The organism is Pedobacter sp. W3I1 (genome assembly GCF_030816015.1).
GTDB lineage: Bacteria > Bacteroidota > Bacteroidia > Sphingobacteriales > Sphingobacteriaceae > Pedobacter.
Genome location: NZ_JAUSXN010000001.1, coordinates 2,373,145 through 2,395,016, shown reverse-complemented (window position 1 = coordinate 2,395,016; position 21,872 = coordinate 2,373,145). Strand labels below are relative to the sequence as shown.

The 21,872-nt window shown below is 41.3% G+C and carries 22 protein-coding genes and 1 tRNA gene; 18 read left to right on the top strand and 5 right to left on the bottom strand.

Annotated elements, in window-relative coordinates; translation table 11 throughout:
• Nucleotides 1-3: 3 nt before the first annotated feature.
• A complete protein-coding gene (locus QF042_RS10030) occupies nt 4-468 on the bottom strand; it encodes a hypothetical protein (RefSeq protein ID WP_307527841.1) in 465 nt (154 codons plus the stop codon).
• A 231-nt stretch (nt 469-699) separates the two neighbouring features.
• Here QF042_RS10030 and ychF point away from each other — a divergent pair, with 231 nt between their 5' ends.
• Nucleotides 700-1,800 carry a redox-regulated ATPase YchF gene (gene ychF / locus QF042_RS10025; RefSeq protein ID WP_307527838.1) on the top strand — a complete coding sequence of 367 codons (1,101 nt, stop codon included), beginning with the start codon at nt 700-702 and terminating at the stop codon, nt 1,798-1,800.
• 991 nt (nt 1,801-2,791) lie between these two features.
• Here ychF and QF042_RS10020 read toward each other — a convergent pair.
• Nucleotides 2,792-3,406: an HAD hydrolase-like protein gene (locus QF042_RS10020; protein WP_307527836.1), complete on the bottom strand. Its 615-nt coding sequence runs from the start codon at nt 3,404-3,406 to the stop codon at nt 2,792-2,794.
• Between the two features lie 9 nt (nt 3,407-3,415).
• Nucleotides 3,416-4,792 (bottom strand): magnesium transporter, encoded by a 1,377-nt coding sequence (mgtE, locus tag QF042_RS10015; RefSeq protein WP_029275973.1) that lies wholly within the window; start codon nt 4,790-4,792, stop codon nt 3,416-3,418.
• Nucleotides 4,793-5,260: 468 nt separating this feature from the next.
• Between mgtE and QF042_RS10010 the strand changes: the two genes are divergently transcribed.
• The 17 genes from QF042_RS10010 to QF042_RS09930 all read left to right on the top strand — a co-directional run bounded on the left by QF042_RS10010 (nt 5,261) and on the right by QF042_RS09930 (nt 19,454).
• Nucleotides 5,261-5,632, top strand: coding sequence for an SPW repeat protein (locus QF042_RS10010; RefSeq protein ID WP_307527832.1), 372 nt, complete (start codon nt 5,261-5,263; stop codon nt 5,630-5,632).
• Nucleotides 5,633-5,873: 241 nt separating this feature from the next.
• Complete coding sequence (locus QF042_RS10005) at nt 5,874-7,025, top strand: zinc-dependent alcohol dehydrogenase (protein ID WP_307527830.1); 1,152 nt, start codon at nt 5,874-5,876, stop codon at nt 7,023-7,025.
• 4 nt (nt 7,026-7,029) lie between these two features.
• Nucleotides 7,030-7,512: a hypothetical protein gene (locus QF042_RS10000; protein WP_307527829.1), complete on the top strand. Its 483-nt coding sequence runs from the start codon at nt 7,030-7,032 to the stop codon at nt 7,510-7,512.
• Between the two features lie 263 nt (nt 7,513-7,775).
• Nucleotides 7,776-8,057, top strand: coding sequence for a hypothetical protein (locus QF042_RS09995; RefSeq protein WP_307527827.1), 282 nt, complete (start codon nt 7,776-7,778; stop codon nt 8,055-8,057).
• A 268-nt stretch (nt 8,058-8,325) separates the two neighbouring features.
• A complete protein-coding gene (locus tag QF042_RS09990) occupies nt 8,326-9,066 on the top strand; it encodes a DUF4142 domain-containing protein (protein ID WP_307527825.1) in 741 nt (246 codons plus the stop codon).
• A gap of 92 nt (nt 9,067-9,158) precedes the next feature.
• Nucleotides 9,159-9,485 (top strand): hypothetical protein, encoded by a 327-nt coding sequence (locus QF042_RS09985; RefSeq protein WP_307527823.1) that lies wholly within the window; start codon nt 9,159-9,161, stop codon nt 9,483-9,485.
• Nucleotides 9,486-9,932: 447 nt separating this feature from the next.
• Nucleotides 9,933-11,063, top strand: a complete 1,131-nt coding sequence (locus tag QF042_RS09980; RefSeq protein ID WP_307527821.1) for a Gfo/Idh/MocA family protein — start codon at nt 9,933-9,935, stop codon at nt 11,061-11,063.
• A gap of 227 nt (nt 11,064-11,290) precedes the next feature.
• Nucleotides 11,291-13,462 (top strand): hypothetical protein, encoded by a 2,172-nt coding sequence (locus tag QF042_RS09975; RefSeq protein WP_307527819.1) that lies wholly within the window; start codon nt 11,291-11,293, stop codon nt 13,460-13,462.
• Between the two features lie 483 nt (nt 13,463-13,945).
• Nucleotides 13,946-14,443, top strand: a complete 498-nt coding sequence (locus QF042_RS09970) for a BON domain-containing protein (protein WP_307527817.1) — start codon at nt 13,946-13,948, stop codon at nt 14,441-14,443.
• Between the two features lie 6 nt (nt 14,444-14,449).
• Nucleotides 14,450-15,145 carry a DUF421 domain-containing protein gene (locus tag QF042_RS09965; RefSeq protein ID WP_307527815.1) on the top strand — a complete coding sequence of 232 codons (696 nt, stop codon included), beginning with the start codon at nt 14,450-14,452 and terminating at the stop codon, nt 15,143-15,145.
• A 3-nt stretch (nt 15,146-15,148) separates the two neighbouring features.
• Nucleotides 15,149-15,853, top strand: coding sequence for a DUF421 domain-containing protein (locus tag QF042_RS09960; RefSeq protein ID WP_307527813.1), 705 nt, complete (start codon nt 15,149-15,151; stop codon nt 15,851-15,853).
• Nucleotides 15,854-16,053: 200 nt separating this feature from the next.
• Complete coding sequence (locus QF042_RS09955; protein WP_307527811.1) at nt 16,054-16,575, top strand: DUF4142 domain-containing protein; 522 nt, start codon at nt 16,054-16,056, stop codon at nt 16,573-16,575.
• A gap of 51 nt (nt 16,576-16,626) precedes the next feature.
• Nucleotides 16,627-16,821 carry a hypothetical protein gene (locus tag QF042_RS09950; RefSeq protein WP_307527809.1) on the top strand — a complete coding sequence of 65 codons (195 nt, stop codon included), beginning with the start codon at nt 16,627-16,629 and terminating at the stop codon, nt 16,819-16,821.
• 78 nt (nt 16,822-16,899) lie between these two features.
• Nucleotides 16,900-17,853, top strand: coding sequence for a manganese catalase family protein (locus QF042_RS09945; protein WP_307527806.1), 954 nt, complete (start codon nt 16,900-16,902; stop codon nt 17,851-17,853).
• Between the two features lie 79 nt (nt 17,854-17,932).
• Nucleotides 17,933-18,148: a hypothetical protein gene (locus tag QF042_RS09940; RefSeq protein WP_307527804.1), complete on the top strand. Its 216-nt coding sequence runs from the start codon at nt 17,933-17,935 to the stop codon at nt 18,146-18,148.
• A 113-nt stretch (nt 18,149-18,261) separates the two neighbouring features.
• Nucleotides 18,262-19,089 carry a cyanophycinase gene (locus QF042_RS09935; RefSeq protein WP_307527803.1) on the top strand — a complete coding sequence of 276 codons (828 nt, stop codon included), beginning with the start codon at nt 18,262-18,264 and terminating at the stop codon, nt 19,087-19,089.
• A gap of 293 nt (nt 19,090-19,382) precedes the next feature.
• Nucleotides 19,383-19,454: transfer RNA gene (locus QF042_RS09930), tRNA-Arg, on the top strand.
• Between the two features lie 89 nt (nt 19,455-19,543).
• Here QF042_RS09930 and QF042_RS09925 read toward each other — a convergent pair.
• Both QF042_RS09925 and QF042_RS09920 read right to left on the bottom strand, forming a co-directional pair.
• The gene (locus QF042_RS09925) at nt 19,544-19,702 is read right to left on the bottom strand and encodes a hypothetical protein (protein ID WP_307527800.1); all 159 of its coding nucleotides are present in this window, start codon (nt 19,700-19,702) and stop codon (nt 19,544-19,546) included.
• Between the two features lie 134 nt (nt 19,703-19,836).
• Nucleotides 19,837-21,666 carry a glycoside hydrolase family 2 protein gene (locus QF042_RS09920; RefSeq protein ID WP_307527798.1) on the bottom strand — a complete coding sequence of 610 codons (1,830 nt, stop codon included), beginning with the start codon at nt 21,664-21,666 and terminating at the stop codon, nt 19,837-19,839.
• Between the last annotated feature and the right edge of the window lie 206 nt (nt 21,667-21,872).

Here is a 21,872-nt window from a genome sequence, read left to right as displayed (position 1 = left end):
GATTTATTTTATACCTACGCTGCTAACGGCTATGGCAAGAATTAACAAAAAATAACTCACTAACAATACAATGGTGAGTATGCCCCAAAACTTAAAAAGCGATTTTACATTTGCAATGGCATCGTTTAAATTTTCCTGATCGCCAAACAACACACCTTGTTTACCCTTAGCTGAAAAACGTAATAACAGTAAACTTGGGTAAAAAAAAAGTAAGGCTAAAAACAGGTAAAATATAGTAATTCCCGTTGCCCCGATGCTCGCCAATGGTCCTAATTGATTAAGCATTCCAGGATTTGCCGTTATTGCTGCCCCTATTCCAAATGAACTTAAGGCTAAAAATGCGGAGATAACAAAACCTACAACTGATAAAAATCTTGCCCATTTACTCATATCGTAAAAATAGCTCCGCATTTCTTCGGTAACGACTAATTTTACTTCCTGGGGCACTTCATTTTCAAAATCTTCCATTTATCTCTATCTATTTTGGGCTAAACTTAGATAAAATATAGATTTGATACAATAGCAAGGGTTTAAATAAAGGTTTTAAAAGCTTATCTTTGCGCGGATTTTAAGGCGGAAGGCGGAAAAAGGTAAAATGGTTGATGGCCAAAACTAAAGCCCGAGAACGAAACACAAGGCTATTGACCATAAGACAATGGACCAATAGCCAAAAACTAAAGATATAAAGACTAATAAATAATGGCATTACAATGTGGTATAGTTGGTTTACCAAATGTTGGAAAATCAACTCTTTTTAACTGTTTATCAAATGCAAAAGCGCAGGCTGCAAACTTCCCCTTTTGTACTATTGAGCCCAATATTGGCGTAATTACAGTACCTGATGATAGATTAACCAAACTGGCCGAGTTGGTTAAACCAAACAAAGTACAACCAAATACAATCGAGATTGTAGATATTGCAGGTTTGGTAAAAGGTGCATCGAAAGGTGAAGGCCTGGGTAACCAGTTTTTGGGAAATATCCGCGCTACCAATGCAATTATTCACGTTTTACGTTGTTTTGATGACGGAAATGTAATCCATGTAGATGGTTCTGTTGATCCGATCCGTGATCGGGAGATTATTGATACTGAGCTACAGCTTAAAGATTTGGATACGGTTGATAAACGTATTCAAAAAGTTGAAAAAATGGCTAAAACCGGTGGCGATAAGGATGCTAAACGTACTTATGAGATCTTAACGGTTGTTAAAGCGCATTTAGAAGCAGGTAAATCTATCCGTACTGCGGCTTTGGCTCAAGATGATTTCGATTTTATCGAAGATTTAGGCTTACTTACCCAAAAACCGGTTATGTATGTGTGTAATGTTGATGAGGCATCGGTAATTAACGGTAATCAATATGTTGATTTGGTTAAAGCAAACGTTGCGGATGAAAATGCTGAAGTTTTGGTGATCTCTGCTAAAATTGAATCAGAAATTGCTGAACTGGATAGCTACGCAGAGCGTCAGGAATTTTTAGCTGATTTAGGCTTAACTGAATCGGGTGTAAATAAATTGATCCGCGCGGCTTATAAATTATTAAACCTTTATACTTATTTCACCGCTGGGGTACAAGAAGTTAGGGCCTGGACCATTACAAAAGGTTTTACAGCCCCGCAAGCTGCCGGCGTAATTCATACTGATTTCGAAAAAGGATTTATCCGTGCGGAGGTAATTAAATACAACGATTTTGTAACCTTAGGTTCTGAAAACGCCTGTAAAGATGCTGGTAAATTAGGTGTTGAAGGAAAAACCTATGTAGTGGAAGATGGCGACATTATGCACTTTAGGTTTAATGTTTAAGCCTACCCAAACCCCTGAAGGGGCTTTTTAAAACATCAATAACATAGAGCCATTCGAAAGAGTGGCTTTTTTTATTATAGCGCATCGCCGCGGAAGGTTTTGCCACCGAGACTCGGAAAACACGGAAGATGCTATGCTGTTAGGCGCGATTAGCAGCATTACAGGAATTAACCACAGATGCACACGGATAAACACAGATAATTAAGCGAGGTGTTTCCTTTTTGCGCCTTTTTAGCAGCCAGTTTGCCACTCAAACCCGTAGCTTAACTTATATTTCTCAAATGGCAAACAGCTCTAAAATCAATCATGAAAGATCCTGAAATAAATCCGATGGCTATCGGATCAGGATGACGGACGCTGGAGAAGGCACAGATCGTCACGCTGAGCGGAGTCGAAGCGTATTTGCAAGGGTTAATTAACCACAGATAATACAGATTAACACAGATCATTATTTTTTACTTTTTACCGTCGACATAAATTGAGATAATTATGACTAGCTCTATAACGGAGATCCTGTGATGAACCAATTCTATTTACTTTAAACCATATCAGGCATGTAAGCACATATAAGTTTAAATGAACTTATATTTCTTAAATGATGACAACTCTAAAATCAATCATGAAAGATCCTGAAATAAATTCAGGATGACGGACGCTAGAGAAGTACAGAAAACACGGAACTATATTCCTGCTCCCAGCCTTAAATATTAGTACTTATACTGCCGCATAAACCCGATTGACAGTGAAAGCGCCTGATTCTTCATCAGGCCTTGAACAGAAAGCGGGAGCAAACTTTAAAAAAATCTACTGCCATTGCTTTTCAAAAAAAATATTTTTACTGTTGGCATACAGAATTATTAAATCGGGAGTTGACAACTTAATAACACAGTTGTATAGAAAGTAGTTTCAGGATGTCAGATGGTAACATCTGACACCACGAAAATAGATCTCTCCATTTCGCTGCTCTTCAGTCGAGATGACGATCCATTTATTAAACCTCTAATCCATAAGCAGCTAGCTGCGATTTGGTATCTTCGTAATCGGTATGATGAATACCCCTTAAGCCTAAACCTTCGGCAACCTGTACAAAAAGCATCCGATCGTCTATATATAAACTCGTTTCTACGTCGCTTTGCGAAATATCGATGGCTACTTTAAAAATATCGGCATCTGGTTTACGGAAATGCACAAAACTTGATGACACAAAGAAATCGACAAACTCGTTCAGTTTAAAGGTATTGATGCGGTATTGGTTCAACTCCCTTCCTTCGTTACTGATTACGGCTACTTTCAGGCTGTATTTCTTTTTTAAATCGCAGATTAACTGAATCATTTCCGGATAAGGGAGCGATTTTTTGAACATGAATTCTTTAAAATCATCATAGCTGAAGCTTCGTTCTTCGAAGAAAACGATGCGTTCTAAATATTCATCAAGAGTTAATTTACCCACTTCATAGGTATCGAAGGTAAGGTGATGGCGTTCTTCGAGATCAACTGAATCGAGGTTAAAAAGTACCGAAGCCTCTCCCCTTGCATGCCTATCCCAGCCATTGGTTAATAAAACGCCTCCGATATCGGTAAAAAGTGTGGTTATTTTCTTTTGCATGATTTAAATTTAAAGTAAAACGCCTTTTAAAATTAATACGGCTACACTGAAATAAATTACAATTCCGGTTACATCAACCATGGTGGCTACAAATGGTGCTGATGAGGTTGCTGGATCGAGTTTCAGTTTCTTTAATATGATCGGCATCATCGAACCGATTAAACTGCCCCATAATACAATGCCAACAAGAGTGAAAAATATGGTAGCTGCGATTAAAAACCAATGTGGACCATAATTATAAAGGTGTAACTCTTGCCAGGTTACAATGCGGATAAAACCAATTGTGCCTAAAATGATGCCCAGCAAAGCCCCTGAAACGAGCTCGCGGCGCATTACGCGCCACCATTCGGCAATGGTTACCTCGCCTAAGGCCATGGCCTGGATAATTAATGTTGAAGCCTGAGAACCACTGTTACCACCGCTACTCATAATTAATGGAATAAAAAGCGATAATACTACGGCTTTTTCGAGTTCGATTTCGAAATGCTGCATCGCTGTTGCGGTTAACATTTCGCCCAAAAACAGAACGATTAACCAGCCTGCACGTTTTTTAACGAGTTTTAGGATCGGGATATCGAGATAAGGTTCATCTAGCGCCTCGGTACCCCCAATTTTGTGCATATCTTCGGTATATTCTTCGTTGGCAATCCACAAAATATCATCAACAGTAACAATACCTAAAAGAATATTATTTTCATCTACTACAGGTAAAGCCACCCGGTTATTCATCCTAAATATGTTAATCGCATCTTCCTGTGGATCGTTTGCTTTTAAAGCAATAAAACGTTTATCGGTCAATTCGCCGATGATGGCTTCGGGGTCGGCCAGTAAAACCTCGCGGATCCTGATATCATCCAACAACACCCCTTCCTTATCGATTACATACACCACGTCGATGGTTTCGGAGTTTTTTCCGTAACGCCTGATGTGTGCCAAAACTCTTGTAATAGACCATTCGGGTTTTACGGCGATGTAATCGGGTGTCATTAAACGGCCAATACTATCTTCTTTATAGCCTAAAAGCGCAAGTGATTCTTTACGTTCTTCGGGCGGTAAAAGCGTAATCATTTTTTTTACCACATCGCCTTTTAATTCGCTAAATAGTGCGGTACGGTCATCAGGTGGCAGATCTTTGATGATCTGATTCAGTTTATTGCCTGAAAGTTTTTTAATGATACGCTCCTGGGTAGGGAAATCCAGAATCCGAAAAACGTTTACCGCTCTGTTGAGGGATAAGGTTTCGATAAATTTAGCTGCATATTGTGGAAGTTCATCAATTAGTTCTTCAACATCCGAAATATTCAGTTGATCGAGATATTGCTTTAAAGCCTTATCATTTTCTTTTTCAAGCAGTTCCTGAATCTCTTCCACAACCAATTCTTCCATAAACAAAATTTAATTTATTACATGCTTAATCCTCTATTAACGGTTCGCAAAGGTGCATTTTTATTTCTTAAAAAGCCAACAGTGCAACTCTAAAAATAGCCAAAAAGGTTTCCTGAACTAAAAATAAAGGCGAATAAACCCAATATACCAACTGCTCGCTTTATGATTTAATCATTTTTTAACATAAAAGATATCTTAACGGCAGGAAGTTAAGTGAAGTACTCAATGTCAAGCGGATAAATACCTGTTATCATTTTAGGTAAAACCTACTGCGGGTTTATCAGGTTTTGTTGAAGGACAGTGGTTATCAGTAAACCACTGGACGGTTTCAGGGCAACCAAGTTCTTTCATTAGCGTAATAAAACCGGACACGTTGAGGGTCGGTAAATAAGCGGAAACAGTGAAAACTGGTATACTGAGCTATGCCTGGCGACTTTTTTAAGCAGAAAATATAAACTGACATTGATCATGAAGAAACTACCAAGAAAACTGCATGGAATAATAGACTATCTATGGGCGGCGATTATGTTTTTATCCCCTTTTATCTTGGGTTTCAACAACGTGAGGCCCGCTGTAACCTGTTTTTTTATTGCTGCATTAAGTGCCATTCTGCTATCTCTCTTTACGAACTATGAAATGGGGGTATGGAAAAGATTGCCAATGGCTTTCCATCTTGATATGGACATGGTACTTGGATTTACTTTGGCTATTTCCCCCTGGCTCTTTGGATTTTATAGGGAGATTTTTTGGCCACATGTAGTTATGGGAATTTTTTCCTTTTCGGCGGGGTTACTAACCTATAGTAATTCACTCATAATAGCCCCCAGAGACATTAAATGATGAATTTTCGGATTATTTTTTTTAAGTCAAACTTACGACAATGTCAAAAACAACAGATTACTTCAACACTGTTCAGCAGAAAAATTTCCATTTGGATTTCAGCGTCAAACCGATACAGACCGGACCATCAGCGCCGCTTTTCCGTTGGTCTCCATATGTCCTACTGCCCTTCACGCCGATCTTACAGAATGGAAAGCAACAGAGAATATGATCACTTCATTATAAACTAAAAACTAAGACTATGTTAGCAATGAATTACCGCGGACCTTACAGGGTTCGTACCGTTCAGCGGCCAATGCCAGAAATCCTGCACCCAGAAGATGCAATTGTACGGGTTACACGAACCTGCATCTGTGGATCGGATCTCCATCTCTACCACGGCATGGTACCAGACACACGCGTGGGCTCAACATTCGGGCACGAGTTTACAGGAATTATCGAAGAAGTCGGTCCGTTGGTGACCAATGTCAAAGTCGGTGACCATGTACTTGTACCTTTCAATATTGCCTGTGGAAAATGCAATTTCTGCAAACAGGGCCTTTACGGAAACTGCCATGAATCGAATACGATGGCAACCGCCGTGGGTGGGATTTTCGGATATTCGCACACTGCCGGCGGCTTTGACGGAGGTCAGGCAGAATACGTACGTGTCCCTTATGCGAATATCGGCCCCACCGTCATCCCACCTGATATGGATCCTGACGATGCCGTTTTATTGACTGATGTTGTACCCACAGGATACCAGGCAGCCGAGATGGGCGGCATCAAAGAGGGTGATACGGTTGTGGTGTTTGGGGCAGGCCCGATAGGGATAATGGCTGCAAGATGTGCCTGGTTTTTTGGTGCCTCAAGAGTAATCATCATCGACCATATTGACTACCGTTTAGAGTTTGCAAAAAATTATGCAAAATGTGAAGCATACAACTTTAAATCAATGAAAGATCCGGTCGTTTTCCTAAAAAAGATTACCGATTGGTATGGTGCAGATGTGTGTATTGACTGTGTAGGTTGTGAGGCTGAAGGAAATTTACTCCAAACCTTTACCGGTAAAGTGACCCTGATGCAGGCCGGTGCCGCAACCGCACTGCAATGGGCGATCAACTCCGTGAAGAAAGGCGGTATTGTATCGGTAGTGGGTGTTTACGGCCCTCCTTTCAATTACGTACCAATAGGCAATATACTTAATAAAGGCATTACCCTGAGAGCAAACCAGGCATCGGTAAAAAGACTTTTGCCCCGTTTGATCGAACATGTACAATCCGGAAGGCTTGATCCAAAGGGACTTATCACACACCGGATTCCTCTTGAGGAAATAGCGGAAGGCTACCGGATATTTTCGTCGAAACTGGATGAATGCATAAAAACTGTAATTATTCCATCAACCAAACCATAATATTATGAACATACAAAATGAAGATTTCAAAAATATTCCTGGATGGGGAATGGACATCGATCCAGACAATGAGCCCACCTATCCCATTAAAAACTATACAGGAGATGACCATAAGCGCAGCAATTACGAAAAAGCTGAACAACAGCCATTGAATATTGAGTTGCTAAAATCTAACGAGCGACCGCAGAACAGCGTGGTATTCGGCACATCTGTGCCGCCTACCGGCCTGAGCGGAATGATTCGCAGATATGCTTTCAGACACAGCGAGGACAGATACCGCCACTGGATACCATTGATTATGGCAGACAGGATCAATGCCTGGGAAGGGATAATTGAAGACCTGAAAAAGGGTACAATTCCGGATATAGCCAAAGAACGGGGCTGGAGGTCAGAATTCAGACATAATCCTGCCGGCATGATCGCAAAGGCGGCAGTAATGCTGACCATCGGCAGCTTGGTGGTAAGGCATCTCTTTAAGAAAAAATGAGAACAGAGACTAGCCCTGAACTTTCCTCAGGGCTAGTTGTGGTAATCCAATGTTGCATTTTCAATAAGGTAAATCTTCGATGGCATTACTATAAAAGATAAGGGTTTTGATCTTTCTCAAAAAAATAGTGCTTCCCATTGTTCGGATTGTTCAATGGATCGTATTAGTGAACCATAAAAACGGTAATAACGGCAAATAGCCAATCTTAGAAAAAACGGACAATTGTGTCAAAACCAAGATATGGTTTTTTGGGTTAATAGGTTATGGAAAATGATAATATTCAGGAATACTTTACTACTTATATTGAACTACTTGACAAAATCCATACCCTTGGCCATGAAATTGATGCATCAGTTATTGAAACCGACATAGAGGACATCATCGAAAAGAGGTTGAAGTACAAGACAAGAATGGATATGATAAGTAAAAAATTAATTACGGCGTTAAAGGATAAAGGTAACAGATACCCTGTCTATAATGCTTTGGCTCAAAAAAACACACTGCTTTCCGTGATAGATGGCAAATTGGAATTTAATGGCGAATGATAAAGCTCTGGGTATGCGCTAAGCATGCGTCTAGGTTTAGTCATGAACAGTAAGCCTTACGCGAAGAAGGATATCTAAACGTAGTGGCAAATATATGCCATTATTATAGAAACGGGTAATGTGAGTACGCTTAACGATCTATAGAACAAGGGGCACTGATCAGTATCAGCAACCAGGTGCTGCTTCCAAAAAGATCCGCTGAGTATAAAATTCAAGAAATAAAAAGGTTTTAATAAAGGATAACGGCTAACCCATAGCAATAAAAATCATGAAATTATTTTTCGCTACAGTCATCTCTCTTAGCACATCTCTCTTGGCAATAGCCCAGGTACCGGTAAAACCAAAGGCAAGTTTTACAGGGAGGCAATTTATAGAACAGGCCGCGTTAAACAGGATTAAGGTGGTCGGCGCTGCAAATTTGGCAAATAAAAAAGCGCAGGACAAAAAATTAAAAGCGTTTAGTGAAATGGAGCTTTCTGACCATCACCGTGTCAACATTGAGCTGATGACTTTGGCAAAATCGAAAAATATTGTTATGCCTACCAGCACAGCCCGACATCAAAAAGCGGATAAAAGAACAGCCGCCTCCCCATCGGCGACGCTTTCCGACCAAAATACGCAGGGAAATATTCCGAAAACAGGTGAAGGAGTTAATAACGGTGCCAACGGGGTTGCAAGCGGCAGTATGATATCAGGGTCAACATCCAATAAAAGTGGAGGAACATCCGAAGGGCCTAACAGAGGTGAGGAGAAAATTTTGGATCAACAGGATGTAAGTGATGCAGTAAGTGCATTAAGCGGCTTTGATGGCCTCGCTTTTGATGGAGTATATATTCAAATGGCCATCAGTGACCATGAAGATGCAATTTCACTTTTCGAAGCAGCCGAAAAATCTGAAGATCCGCAGATCAGATCCTTTGCCTCAAAAAACCTGCCTATGCTGCGTCGTCATTTAAAAGCAATAAAGGATATTGGAATTCCATCCAACAGGAGGCCTAACAATAATTAAGTTTTAAATAATACATTATGCTATAACATACATATTAAAGCCGAGAGACCTATCCTCGTTAAATGATTACTAATGACATTAAAAAGTGCATCATGAATATTCCCCAGGAAATGCTGATCAACATACCGCTAAAAGGTGTTGCCAAAAAGCTCAGCCCATCTGTTTTTAGAGATGGAGATTATGTATGCGTGCTTTATGGTGAAGATCCGAAACATGGTGTATTCGGCCGCGGAAATTCTGTTGAAGAGGCGCTGGACGACTGGGAAAACAACCTGCGTAAAGCGGTAAGCAGTGATATCGACATTAAGCGGATAGTCGCACATATAGATCCCCCGGATGAGGTGAAAAATTTCCTGATGAAGTACCGGGCCAGGGCCAGGAAAGATGATACCGGTTATAAACTAAATAAAAATTTTTAGTATGATCTCTTTGAGAACCAAAACATCAAAACTAAAGGAATATCAAAATTGACCGGAGTAGCGGTATACCAGGAACCAACCGGGTTCATTTGTCTACTTCATCATGATGAGCATTAAGGGTGGTTGCGCACTGGCCGTGTGCCTATGATACAGCCGTTTTTGTCAAAGCGCATTTAGTCAAAGCAATTATGTCTACACTCCAGAAAGTTTCTCATAACAGCCTATTAGAAACCGGATACAGAAAACCTCTATTTTGATATTGCAAAAAGCAGAAATAATGCTTGAAGACCAATTAATGAACTATGGAAAGTAGTATCCATTCTGAAATGTCGCTCGAAATATTTATTTCTCTTGTTTTTTTAAAACCTTCAGTTATTGGGCAATGTTATTTCTTAATAAAAGAACATACACATACAGTAGTATATCAATAATAAGAAATATTAAACGATGAAAAGATACAAGATCGGAATAATTGGATATGGAGGATTTGGCAGGTTCCTCCATTATTGGTGGTCCAAGCTGGACAATGTAGAAGTTACCGCCATTGCAGAGTCTGGTAAAGGTTTCGAAAGTGCCAATAGCTGCAAAGTCTATTCCAATTGGCAAGAACTGATCAATGATCCTGAGATAGATATAGTCAGTATTGTTACCCCACCTGGCCTGCACGCCGAAATGGCCTGCGCAGCAATGAAGGCGGGTAAACATGTATTGCTCGAAAAGCCTATGGCCATCACCGAAGAAGGCGCCAGCTGGATTATTGAAACACAGAAGGAAACAGGAATGGTAATAACGGTAGATCATATGATCCGTTATAACCCTATTATTCAGCGTTTCATGCAATTAGGCCGTGCCGGAGTATTTGGCAAGCTCAGACACGTAGTAATAAACAATTACGCCCAAGATGAAGCCCTGCCAGCAGATCACTGGTTCTGGAAAAAAGGAATGTCAGGCGGCATACTTGTGGAACATGGGGTACACTTTTTCGATATCGTTAACGCCCTTGGCGATCAGCAATACAGAGAAGTACATGGTTACTCAACCCAGAGAAACGAGCATCAGCATGACAGGGTATCGGCGATGGTCTTATATAACGAAGGATTAATAGCCAGTTACTACCATGCTTTTTCAGGCCCCGGTTTGTTCGAGCAAACCACTATACATTTAGCATATGATCTTGCCCGGGTAGAAATTGAAGGCTGGATGCCAATGAAGGGCTCTATAAAAGCATTAACGAATAGCGATAGCAAAGAGCAGTTGAACAGCATTCCAGGCTGGACAGCAAACGAATCTACTCCTTTGGCATCATTAAGAGATGTATCACGGCCCGAGGGCTGGGGCGGTGCTGATGTGCAAACAGGGGATAAAACGATAAACAGTGGTGGAATAACTTACCAGGTTGAAGAGATGCTTTCGGGTACTTTTGAAATAAACCAAACCAAGGGAGAAGTCTATGGTCAGTGCGTACAATCAATTTTATTGGACATCATAAAAAAAATAGAGGATAAAGAACATAAGTTAACTATTACCATTGAAGATGCCTTTGAAGGTTTAAAAATTGCGCTTCTGGCTTCAAAATAATTTAACTTTAGCTAAAAAGTTACTGTCCAATTAGATGCGGTTCTTTATTTTTCATTTCAACAGGTATCCAGGTTTTTTAGGACAATTAAACAAGAGCTAAATTCTGCCGGATCAGTTGCATCTCTATGGAGCCAGAAAGATGGCCACTGTTAAAGCTGGGCGAGTAACAGGAACACCAACAGCGTAGGAGCAATTGGCTAACATTTAACTTTTCACTTATATTTAATATGAAACCGATTTCCATTTGGGCGGCAAATGCCCAGTCAGAACTTAAATTACTTGAACCGGCAGCTGAGATATCAAAAGAACTCCGATTATCGGCTTATTTAACCAGTGATACACTTTGGCTTGTTAAGGAGTGGCCTGATGGAAAACGTATTGCTTTCCGCACGGCATTTTCACCATCAGGCAAACTTAATATTAAAAAGATTCATCATGAAAATCATGAAATCAGATTTATACTTGCCTGTTCTACCATTATTTACGAGGTAAGCGTAAAGTATGAGATTGAAAAACTTTTTTTCAGGTATACGGTGATGGCAACGCCAAAAATCCCGCTGGTTATCCCATTCTGGCCGAGAGACATCCTCAGTTTTGACGAAAAGGGCAACATCAAACAAAAGAGCACTGTACATACCCAGCAAAGGGGTACCCGATCGGGCATTATATTTTTCAATGACGGTAGATCCGGTTCCGTATTCTACTTTCAGAATCTGACCGCACTTAACTCCTACTGCGAAACGACAAAATGCAGTGCTGGGGGGACAGTTGGCGGAGAGTGGCCGGAAATAGGCTTTTCTTTACCTGCCACCAATGCACCTTTAGAGAAAGATAAAACCTATACCTTTAACGATGCTTTTGTAAGTCTTTCAACGCAGCTGCCTGATACCCCTGCCGAGATTGCAACAGCATATATGGATCAGTTGGCCGCAACTTATTTAAGGTTGCCCCGTCCCGAACGTATTTATCACAACTGGCTTGATACTGTTGAAAATGGTTTAAAAGATCTGACTTATCATAAAGGCTGCTGGACTTTTTCCGGCGGGCACAGTTATTTAAACGCTTACGTAGCCGATTATAAAACCCCTCCGGAAGTGATGGTGCAATTAGCCGTATTGCTCCCTATGCTTGATTACCTCGACTGGAAAGAAGAAACCAGTCACCAGCTTGTAGATGAGCTTAGATCTGGTCTTGAAAATTTTTACCAGGAAGATATAGGAACAATTGTAAGGTGGCTCCCATCCGCCGAAAAAAACCTTGACCATTCTGAAGAGCAGAAGAAACCGCGTGTAATGGACGCCTGGTACCTTCATCACCCCTTGATGAATCTGGCGCGGCTGAGCGAGCGTGGGGATAAGAAAGCAAAAGAAATCCTGTTAAAATCAATCGACTATACCATCAGGGTGGCAAAGAAGTTCAATTACGAGTGGCCGGTATTTTACCAGATGGATACCCTGGATATAATTAAAGCAGAAACCGCTGAAGGAGAAGGCGGCGAAAAAGACGTTCCAGGTACTTATGCCGACCTAATGTTGAGGATGTGGAAAATAACAGGGGAAAGTAAGTTTTTAAAGGAGGCTAAAAAAGCAGCAGTTAAACTAAAGGGATTAAGTTTCGAGCTGTTTTACCAGGCGAATAACACTGCATTTTCTGCAGGGGCAATGATCAGATTATATAAAGAAACACAGGATAAAACCTTTCTGGAATTAAGTTATGTCTGTTTGGCATCGTTGTTTGACAATGTCCAGCTTTGGGAATGTGATTATGGCAATGCCAAAAATTTTCCGACATTTTTTGGAGTTTTCCCTCTCAAGGACGCTCCTTACACAGCTGCATACGAGGAACAAGAGGTATATTCCGCACTTCATGATTATATCAAAGAAGTGGAGGATTTAGAGATCCTGCCATCGGTAAGGTTACTGATAGCCGAGTTTATCAGACATATGGTAGGACGTGTGGTTTATTATTATCCGCCATTGCTGAAAGGCGATATGATCGCCCAGGAAAGTAAAACAGGAGAGGTCGATCCGACATTGTGGATTGCGCTGGAAGACCTTCATGATGGATGGGAGCAGTCGGGAGAAGTTGGCCAGGAAGTATATGGTGCAGGAATCGCCTTTGGTGTAATCCCGAACCAGTACTATAGAATTAAAAATGAATCGTTTATTATTTTTTGCGATTATCCGACATCCAAGTTCCAAAACCGGGGAAAATCGGTTTCTTTTTTAACCGGAGGTAGTGATCAGCTGAATTGCAGGATTATTATCTTATTCCGGGAAAAGGAAAAAACGGACATCGAAGTCTTCTGGGACAAAGAAAAAATCACTCCCATAAAACATACTGCAGAAATGCTCGAATACAGCATTGCCGGTAATCAAAATGTAAAAATCAGCTGGTAGTAAATAGGAGCTGAAACACACTGGGCAAATTAAATGACCAGTGTGTTTCAGCATCATAAAAGCATTAAAACTCATTTCTGTTTTAATAGGTACAAATGCTATAATTACAATCTGGTTTTTAACTGTCCGGTCCCTGCCGGCCTAAATCCACCAGAAAGCAACAAAATCGAAATAACTATCCGTTTGAACCTTTTTTGGTATTCGTTCACCCCTTTTATACAACCCAACCATAGCTGAGATTACTGATCTAAAACTATCTGTTTATTGAGGCTAAATACCCGAAATATAATTGCCAATCGTGCAAAATGGGGCTTATAAAATTATTTCCAGTTTAAAACACGTTGTCCCCGTTAAAATACGGCTAACCGCTACTATATATACGTGTTCTAATATCAAATAAAACCGACAGCACAAAAGCCCTGTTGAGCATTTAGTGCACGTTCAGGCCGTCAAGCCCTGGCATAATATTAAATGTACGTTAAAATGAAAAACAGTAAAATAAGTTGCACCAGGCTTTTTATGCTCATGTTAACCTATCCGCTTGTATTATCATGCAATAGTGAAAAGAGAGATCAGGAGATCAAGGCTGACCTGGTAAGCAAAGCGAAAGAAGACCTCAACTTTGTGGGTGTGATGTTTACGGTCAGCGATGCCAGGGTACATTTATGGGGATCATGTCCAACAGCGCATTCCAGAAACCTGGTAAGAGAAAAAATCGGCACCATACATGTAATTAAATCAGTAAACGATCAGATCAGGATCAATGCTGTGAAAGTAGACCATAACCTGGAACTGAAACAGAAAGCCGACAGTGTATCGGTTGAATACCCCGGTGTTGCTGTCTCGGTTTGTGATGAGGTGGTTACATTAACCGGCAAAGTTAGGCCTGATAAGTTAAAAGTTTTAATCGCATCCATCGGGCAGCTCAATCCCAGAGCCATCAGAAATCAACTTTATCAAACTTCTAACCGGGATCAATAAACAAATATGAAAAAAGAGGAAATACACTGGGCCGACTGGCACCGTATATTGATGGGTACAGCGCCAATAGAATTTTTGTGGGAAGTATTGATCAGATCGATTATCATTTACCTTTTTCTGTTGATTACCCTCAGGCTACTTGGCAAAAGAATGGGTGGCCAGCTGACAATCTCCGAGCTTGCCGTAATGCTTACCCTGGGAGCGATCGTTTCAGTACCCATGCAGATACCGGACAAAGGGCTGTTACAGGGTATTTTGGTGCTTTTTTGTGCTTTTGTATTCCAGCGGGGCATTACCTATCTGGCTGTAAAAAGCCATAAAATAGAATTGCTGACACAGGGAAGCGAATCACTGATTATCCGGGATGGCGTAATACTAACCGATGAACTTAAAAAAATGAAAATCTCAAGGGAGCAGATGCTTGCCGTATTGAGGAATGCCAGTATTTATAATCTTGGCGAAATACAGCGGGTTTACCTGGAGGCCTGTGGCATTTTCTCAATTTTCAAGTATGATCAGCCAAAGCCGGGACTAAGCCTCTTGCCTCCGTCAGATGAACAGGCGGGACACGAATTTAAAATCGACAAGGACCTGAGCCTTTGCCAGCAGTGCGGAAATCCTGCTGCAAATCTGAATGAAACATACCAAAAGTGTACAAATTGTCATAAAAAAAACTGGGGTTACGCAGTTTTAGCTAAATAAGTTATGAAAGAATACGAGATCAAACTGACCGATATTCAACGCATCCTCCAGGGTGAAATACCCATGCATTTTTTTATTGAAGTTATATTCCGTACCGCCGCCATTTATCTGATATTAATGGTATCAATGAGGCTGATGGGCAAAAGAATGTCTTCGCAATTAAGCCGTAACGAAATGGCTGCTGTGGCATCGCTCGCAGCTGCAGTCGGTGTACCATTAATGAACCCTGACAGAGGCTTGTTGCCTGCGGTTGTCATAGCGGCGGTTATCATTACACTTCAAATTCTGATCGCTAAAATTGCAGCCAACAATATAAAATTCGAGTCTTTAACGCAGGATAAATACAATATGCTGATAAAGGATGGTGTAATGAATCCAAAAGCCATGGTACTTACCAGGATCACAAAAGACCGCGTACTATCGCAGCTACGATCAGAAGGGATAAGCCATCTTGGAATGGTGAAACGGTTATACTTCGAAGCGAGTGGAACGTTCAGCTGTCTGAAAAATACTATTCCGGTGCCGGGTTTATCAACTATCCCAAATTGGGATCATGAAATGTCAGAAAAAATCCATTCGCAAACCGCAATCCGGGTATGTGAATCATGTGGAGCTTATAAACAAGATACAAGTGCAGATAAGTGCCAAAACTGTGAAAAAAATGCTTGGGTATATGCGGTCAGCAACCTGAAGGATATTAAGGGCTGATCCAAGCAGGAAATTAATCTGAAATCTGATTATAATGTCTTGCATTTTTTTTGGTTAGGCTACCGCTTCCACAGGTGCAGGCTAAAGCAGATATTTCTACGCAGTTAAACAAGGGGGTTTACCACCTGCATTTCAGGTATATCACACTAAACCAGCAGCACGAAAAAAAGGTTCTTAATAGAAACAATTAACAAAACACTATGAAAACATTAAAATTGATGGTATTGGTATCGTTGACGATATTATGCCTGCAGGCTTGCAAAAAGGACAATGAAGAAAATTACCAAATGGACAATCAGTCGTTTGTTACCCAGGCTTCGAGCAGTAACAGTTTCGAGGTACAAGCTGGCGCAATTGCAGTGCTTAAGGCACAAAATGCTGCCGTAAAACATTATGGCGAGCACATGGTTGCAGACCATACATCTGTAGGAAATGAAATGAATTCCCTTGCAACGTCTAAAGGATGGGTTATCGGGGCCGCACTCCAGCCCAAAGAGCAGGCAAACCTTCAAAAGCTGAACAATCTGGATGCGGCATCTTTTGACAAGGTGTTTATGCAAATCATGGTTGCCTCACACCAGGATGCCGTTACTTTATTTTCAAATGCAGCTGGCGATATGGGCGTATATGATCCGGATTTAAGGGCATTTGCCGAAGCTAAGCTCCCATCTCTTAGGTCCCATCTGGAAGATGCCGTTAGTCTACAGGCACAGTTGAAATAACAATTTTAAATTGGCATTAAATTGAAAATCAGCAAGATAAAATAAATAACTATGGAAAACAGAGAGAACACAAAACATGGGTTGGAAGACGAACCACTCGGCAATGAAGATCAGAACAATGAAGACGGTCCAAAATCATTTGAAGATAAGCGACCCGCAGACCTGGAAATTCCTAAAGGAGACCACATCGATGCCGATACAAGCCGCAACCCAAAAGACTGGGAAAATGAATCTGAAAAGGATTAAAACAACCGGGATCAAAAATGGCTAGCCATACTTTATAAATCCTAATAAATTATTACTGACAACAAAAAGAATAAAATTATGTTCCATCATTCGAAAGACTTACAATTTAATGCGAGGGTCTCCAAACCAGATCCAGCATTTGCAAATATCCTGCTTGAACAGTTTGGCGGGGAAAACGGAGAACTCGCAGCAGCAATGCAATATTTTACCCAGGCATTTAGCGCAAAGCAACCATATCCAGACAAATATGATATGCTCATGGATATTGCCACAGAAGAATTTTCTCACCTTGAAATTGTTGGCGCTACCATCCAAATGCTGCTCAAAGGTGTAAACGGTGAACTTAAAAGAGCTGCAGACTCTTCAGAAATCATGCAGGTACTGGAAGGTAAAGCCGCAAAGGAAGAGATCATCCATGATGCCCTTAAAGCGAACCCACAGTTCCCGATTATTACCGGAGGCGGGCCTACACCGCGTAATAGCCAGGGGATTCCGTGGTGCGCATCTTATATACATTCCAATGGTGATTTGACCGTAGACTTAAGAAGCAACCTTGCCTCCGAGTCGCGGGCTAAGATTGTATATGAGCATCTGATGAAATTTACCACAGATCCTTATGTAAAGGATACGCTTTCCTTTTTAATGACCAGAGAAATTGCCCATTATAAAATGTTCGAGGCTGCACTTGAGTCCATTCAACCAAATTTCCCTCCCGGAATATTACAGTCTGATCCAAGGTTTACCCAACAATACTTTAACCTGTCCTCACCTACGAGTGCGCGCGGGCCGTGGAACCAGGGTAGTATGCCAAAAATGGATAAGGAGTGGGAATATATTGCAGATCCATTAAACCATGTAACGGCAACAGCAGGGCTTACCAATCAGGATGAGGAAAAATTGGATGAGAGTGAACAGACCAATGCCATGAGCATTCAACTTGGAGAAATCCGTAGTCTGGAAGTTGACCAATCAGAACCTGAAGGTGTTGCTCAATGGAGTACTTATGGAACAGGCGTTCCTCCATTGGCTTAATTAAGCAACTGAAAATCACCCGGTCTTTCAACAGATCGGGTGATGTTATTTATATATCGAAACGATAATAAGATCTGTTATGGTAGACATTAATAAGAATAGCGCTAAAAAGAAGCATCAGAAAGATGAAAACATTGAAAACGAAAAAAGTTCTTTAGAAGAAGAGATTATAACGGCTTTAAAGGAAAAAAATGAGGCCATCAAAAGCGTAAAAAATTCCGATCATGAGAGCCAGGGCAGCAAAAAAGACAATCAATCAAGCGGTTTTGATGAATGGTCTGTTTCGTGGCCTTAGATAACAGCCCAAAAGTATATTTTTAATAGTTTGACAACTTAACATTAAAATTGACTAAAAACAATCTTTTACCCGGGAGATCCAGGACAGGGTTCAATAAACAACGTACATCCATGAAAAACACAGCTTGGCCAGTACCAAATGGAAAACTCATGCTCATTGGAGGTGCCGAAAATAAATCACCTGCAGCGGGAACAGACAAAAAAGTGCTTATGGCCTTTTTGGAACTCTGTGGCAAATCGCCCATCATTGAAATTATTACAACGGCAGGATCAGAAGAAGTTAATGAAACCTACAGCGTATATGAGGCACGCTTTAAGGAGCTTGGTGCAAAATCATGCGGCCATATCCATCACGAATGCCGCCTGTTTGAGGAGGAGATGACCGAAAGGCTAAATACCGCAAGCGGGATTTTTTTTGCAGGAGGCGATCAGCTCAAACTCACTGCTATCTATGGAGGAACTGAAATCATCAACCGCATTAAATACAGGTACATCCATGAAAAACTGGTAATCGGTGGCACAAGCGCGGGCGCAATGGCCATGTCTACCCCGATGATATTTGACGGCAATGGGGAAGCCGAAATGATTGCGGCCGGCGTTAAGGTTACGACCGGATTTGAGTTTTTGAGAGATGTCTGTGTCGACACACACTTCGTGCACCGTGGCCGTTTTGTCAGGATGGCGCAGGTGATCGCTACAAACCCTGCTTCCATCGGTATCGGTATTGAGGAAGATACAGCCATTATAGTTACAGAGGCCAACAATGCTGAAGTTATTGGAAATGGAGTGGTTGTAGTGCTGGATGGAGAAATAAGCCACGGATCAAACGTCACCGCTTTCGATGAAAACAAGAAAATAACCATCAGGGATTTAAGGGTATCTATTCTTTCAATGGGTGAAAAGTTTGTGATTCCATGCCGTAACATTCCTCACCTATAGCGCATTAACGTACGGTCTTGATAGCGACATCAGAATCATAATTTCCTTATTTATCCTTCTTACAGAATTAACTGCTGCTTCATCCTGCTTACCAACTGATATGCCAGGGTGGCAAAAAGCACAAAAACGATGTGTGTGGTGCGCACTGTGTGTAAAAAAGTTTAAAGATCCCTTAATACCAAAGCGTTGATATTAAGGAAAACTTTGCAGATAAAGACTAAAGGAAAATAAGTCTATTTTTTATTCAAAATGCCAAAAAAATAAGTTTTCAAATCCTATATTTGCAGCCTTATGCTCCCGTAGTTCAATGGATAGAATTATGGTTTCCGGTACCATCGATATGAGTTCGAATCTCGTCGGGAGCACCTCACGAGACAAATCAGTTTTTAGGCTGTTTTGTCTCGTTTTTTATTTTATGTAACTCACTATTAATCAGACATAGTAACTCAACACCTCATTCAGTCTTGGTGTTCGATAAATCTTTGATCAGGTTATTCACATCTTCCTGTTTTTTATCAAAAGAATATAGGTTTTTCTTTAAGCTGTAAATCTTTTCTTCCAATTGCTTCTTGATTACCCCACAATCTTCAGCAGAGATTTGATCATTAATCAAGATTTTACCTGCGCAAATGACAGGTATGCGCTTGGCAGGATCTGGGACAAAAGGAAATTCAAGTTCTTTTTCTGGATAGGGCAAAACGCAATTTCTATCTGGAAAACCTTTCAATTCCTAATGAAATGAAAAGGTTATTTTATCTTAAATGGCTTGCCTATCTTTTGCCCTTCAGCAATCACCGCCTTATTGATTTCACTTATCCTTTTGATATCCATTTTTTCGACTGCCCGGTCATAGGTCATCAGCCCATTCACTTCATGCTCCACATCTGTGGTCTGGGTGTAAACAGCAACACTGAGCCCTTTGTACTTCATCAGCTGCTCCACCTGGCTCATCAAAAGTATGTACCTGTCAGTCAGCGCAGATATGGTAGGTTCATAAGCGTATGCATTGTTTTCTACAGGCCACATGTGGTCTCTCACAAAAAGCCCGACTCCCCCAAACTCTCCTAGAGAAGCCGCCCTTTTACTGTCAGGCGTTGAAGCATCATAAGGACCTACATAGATATGCGTATCCACAAAGTCTCCGTTACCCGGGTCACCGGCCGCCTTCTGGTAACCGGGATTGTTGTTAAACCCCGAATTTCCATTCACCAGTCTTGAAGGATCGTAGTTTTTTACCCAACCTGTAATCTCCCGGACATCGAAGGCACCCCAGTTCTCATTAAAGGGTACCCAGGCTATCACCGAGGGTGAGTTATAATGTTCATCCATGATCGCTTTTAGCTCACGCCTGAAAGCCGGTCTGACCCGTGCAGTATCTTCGTTCTGGTACCAGATTGCCGGCATATCCTGCCATAACAACATACCCAACTTATCTGCCCAATAATAAAACCGCCTGGGCTCAGTCTTCATGTGCTTGCGGATTAGATTGAAGCCAGCTTTTTTTGTAAATTCGATATCCGATTTCAGCGCGTCATCGCCCGGAGCCGTCAGGATCCCGTCCGGCCAATAGCCTTGGTCAAGCAGGCCAACCTGCATGATAAACTTTCCGTTCAGCAGCGGACGTACCACGCCTTCTATCTTGCCCAACCTGATTTCACGCATGCCGAAATAGCTACTAACCTCATCAACAACTTTGCCCTTGGAATCTTTAAGTGTAATTTTCAGATCATAGAGAAAAGGCTCTTCCGGGCTCCAAAGCTTCGGCGATATTATAGGCAGATAAAATTCCTTTGCGGAACGTCCCTCCGCTTTTGAGATGATCTTATTGCCGTCAAGCGCCACTGCGGAGACCAGAGAAGAACTTCCATCGACCGTTACTTTCAGTCTACTGTGTTCCAGGTCGGGCAATAACCTGATATTTTTGATATAATTGTTACCCACTGGCTCAAGCCATACGCTCTGCCAGATCCCCGAGCTAAAGGTATAATCCCCTCTTGGCCCGTTCTTTCCCGAGGGCATTTTCCCGTCATTGAAATCGTGCGCTGCAACAATTACCTCATTTGTCCCCGCATTCAATAAAGCAGTAATATCTAATGAAAAAGCATCATACCCGCCAGAATGGAAACCAGCTTTTTTTCCATTCACAAAAACTGTAGCGTCATGATCAACCGCTTCGAAATTGATCCTCACATTTTTTCCCTTCCAGTTCTGGGGGACTTCAAAACGCTTTCGGTACCACATATTAATCTCCTGATTGCGCCCGATACCAGAGATTACTGACTCAGGGCAATAAGGAACAAGAATCTGTTCATATCTCGCGGCAAAGGAGGCCGGCATTTCCGGATTTAAAGCCCGTGGTTTATCCTTTCCACCGATGTAATCCCATCTGCCGTTCAAAGACTTCCATTCTGTGCGTACCAGCTGTGGACGTGGGTAATCAGGAAATGGGTTTAAGGCCTTCATTGCTTCTCCTGTCCATCTAGTCGGCAGCTTTGCAGTCTGTGAAAACGCAGGCCTGCAATAATTCAGCTGTAATAAGATCGTTAGGCATATCATTGGCAAACTGGTATTTCTCATCTGTTTGGTTAGCATTTTTTAATTGCCGAAGACTAATATAGTATTTTTTTTAGGAAAGCTAAATCGATTTAAAAACGACAGTTCAAAGAAATACCCAATTATCGGCGTAACTGTAAATCCTTGCCGTTATCAGCAGAAGTGGCCAGCGGCATTAAGCTACAGGTACAACAAGGCAATTACAGTCCATAGTTGCCACCAATCATAAA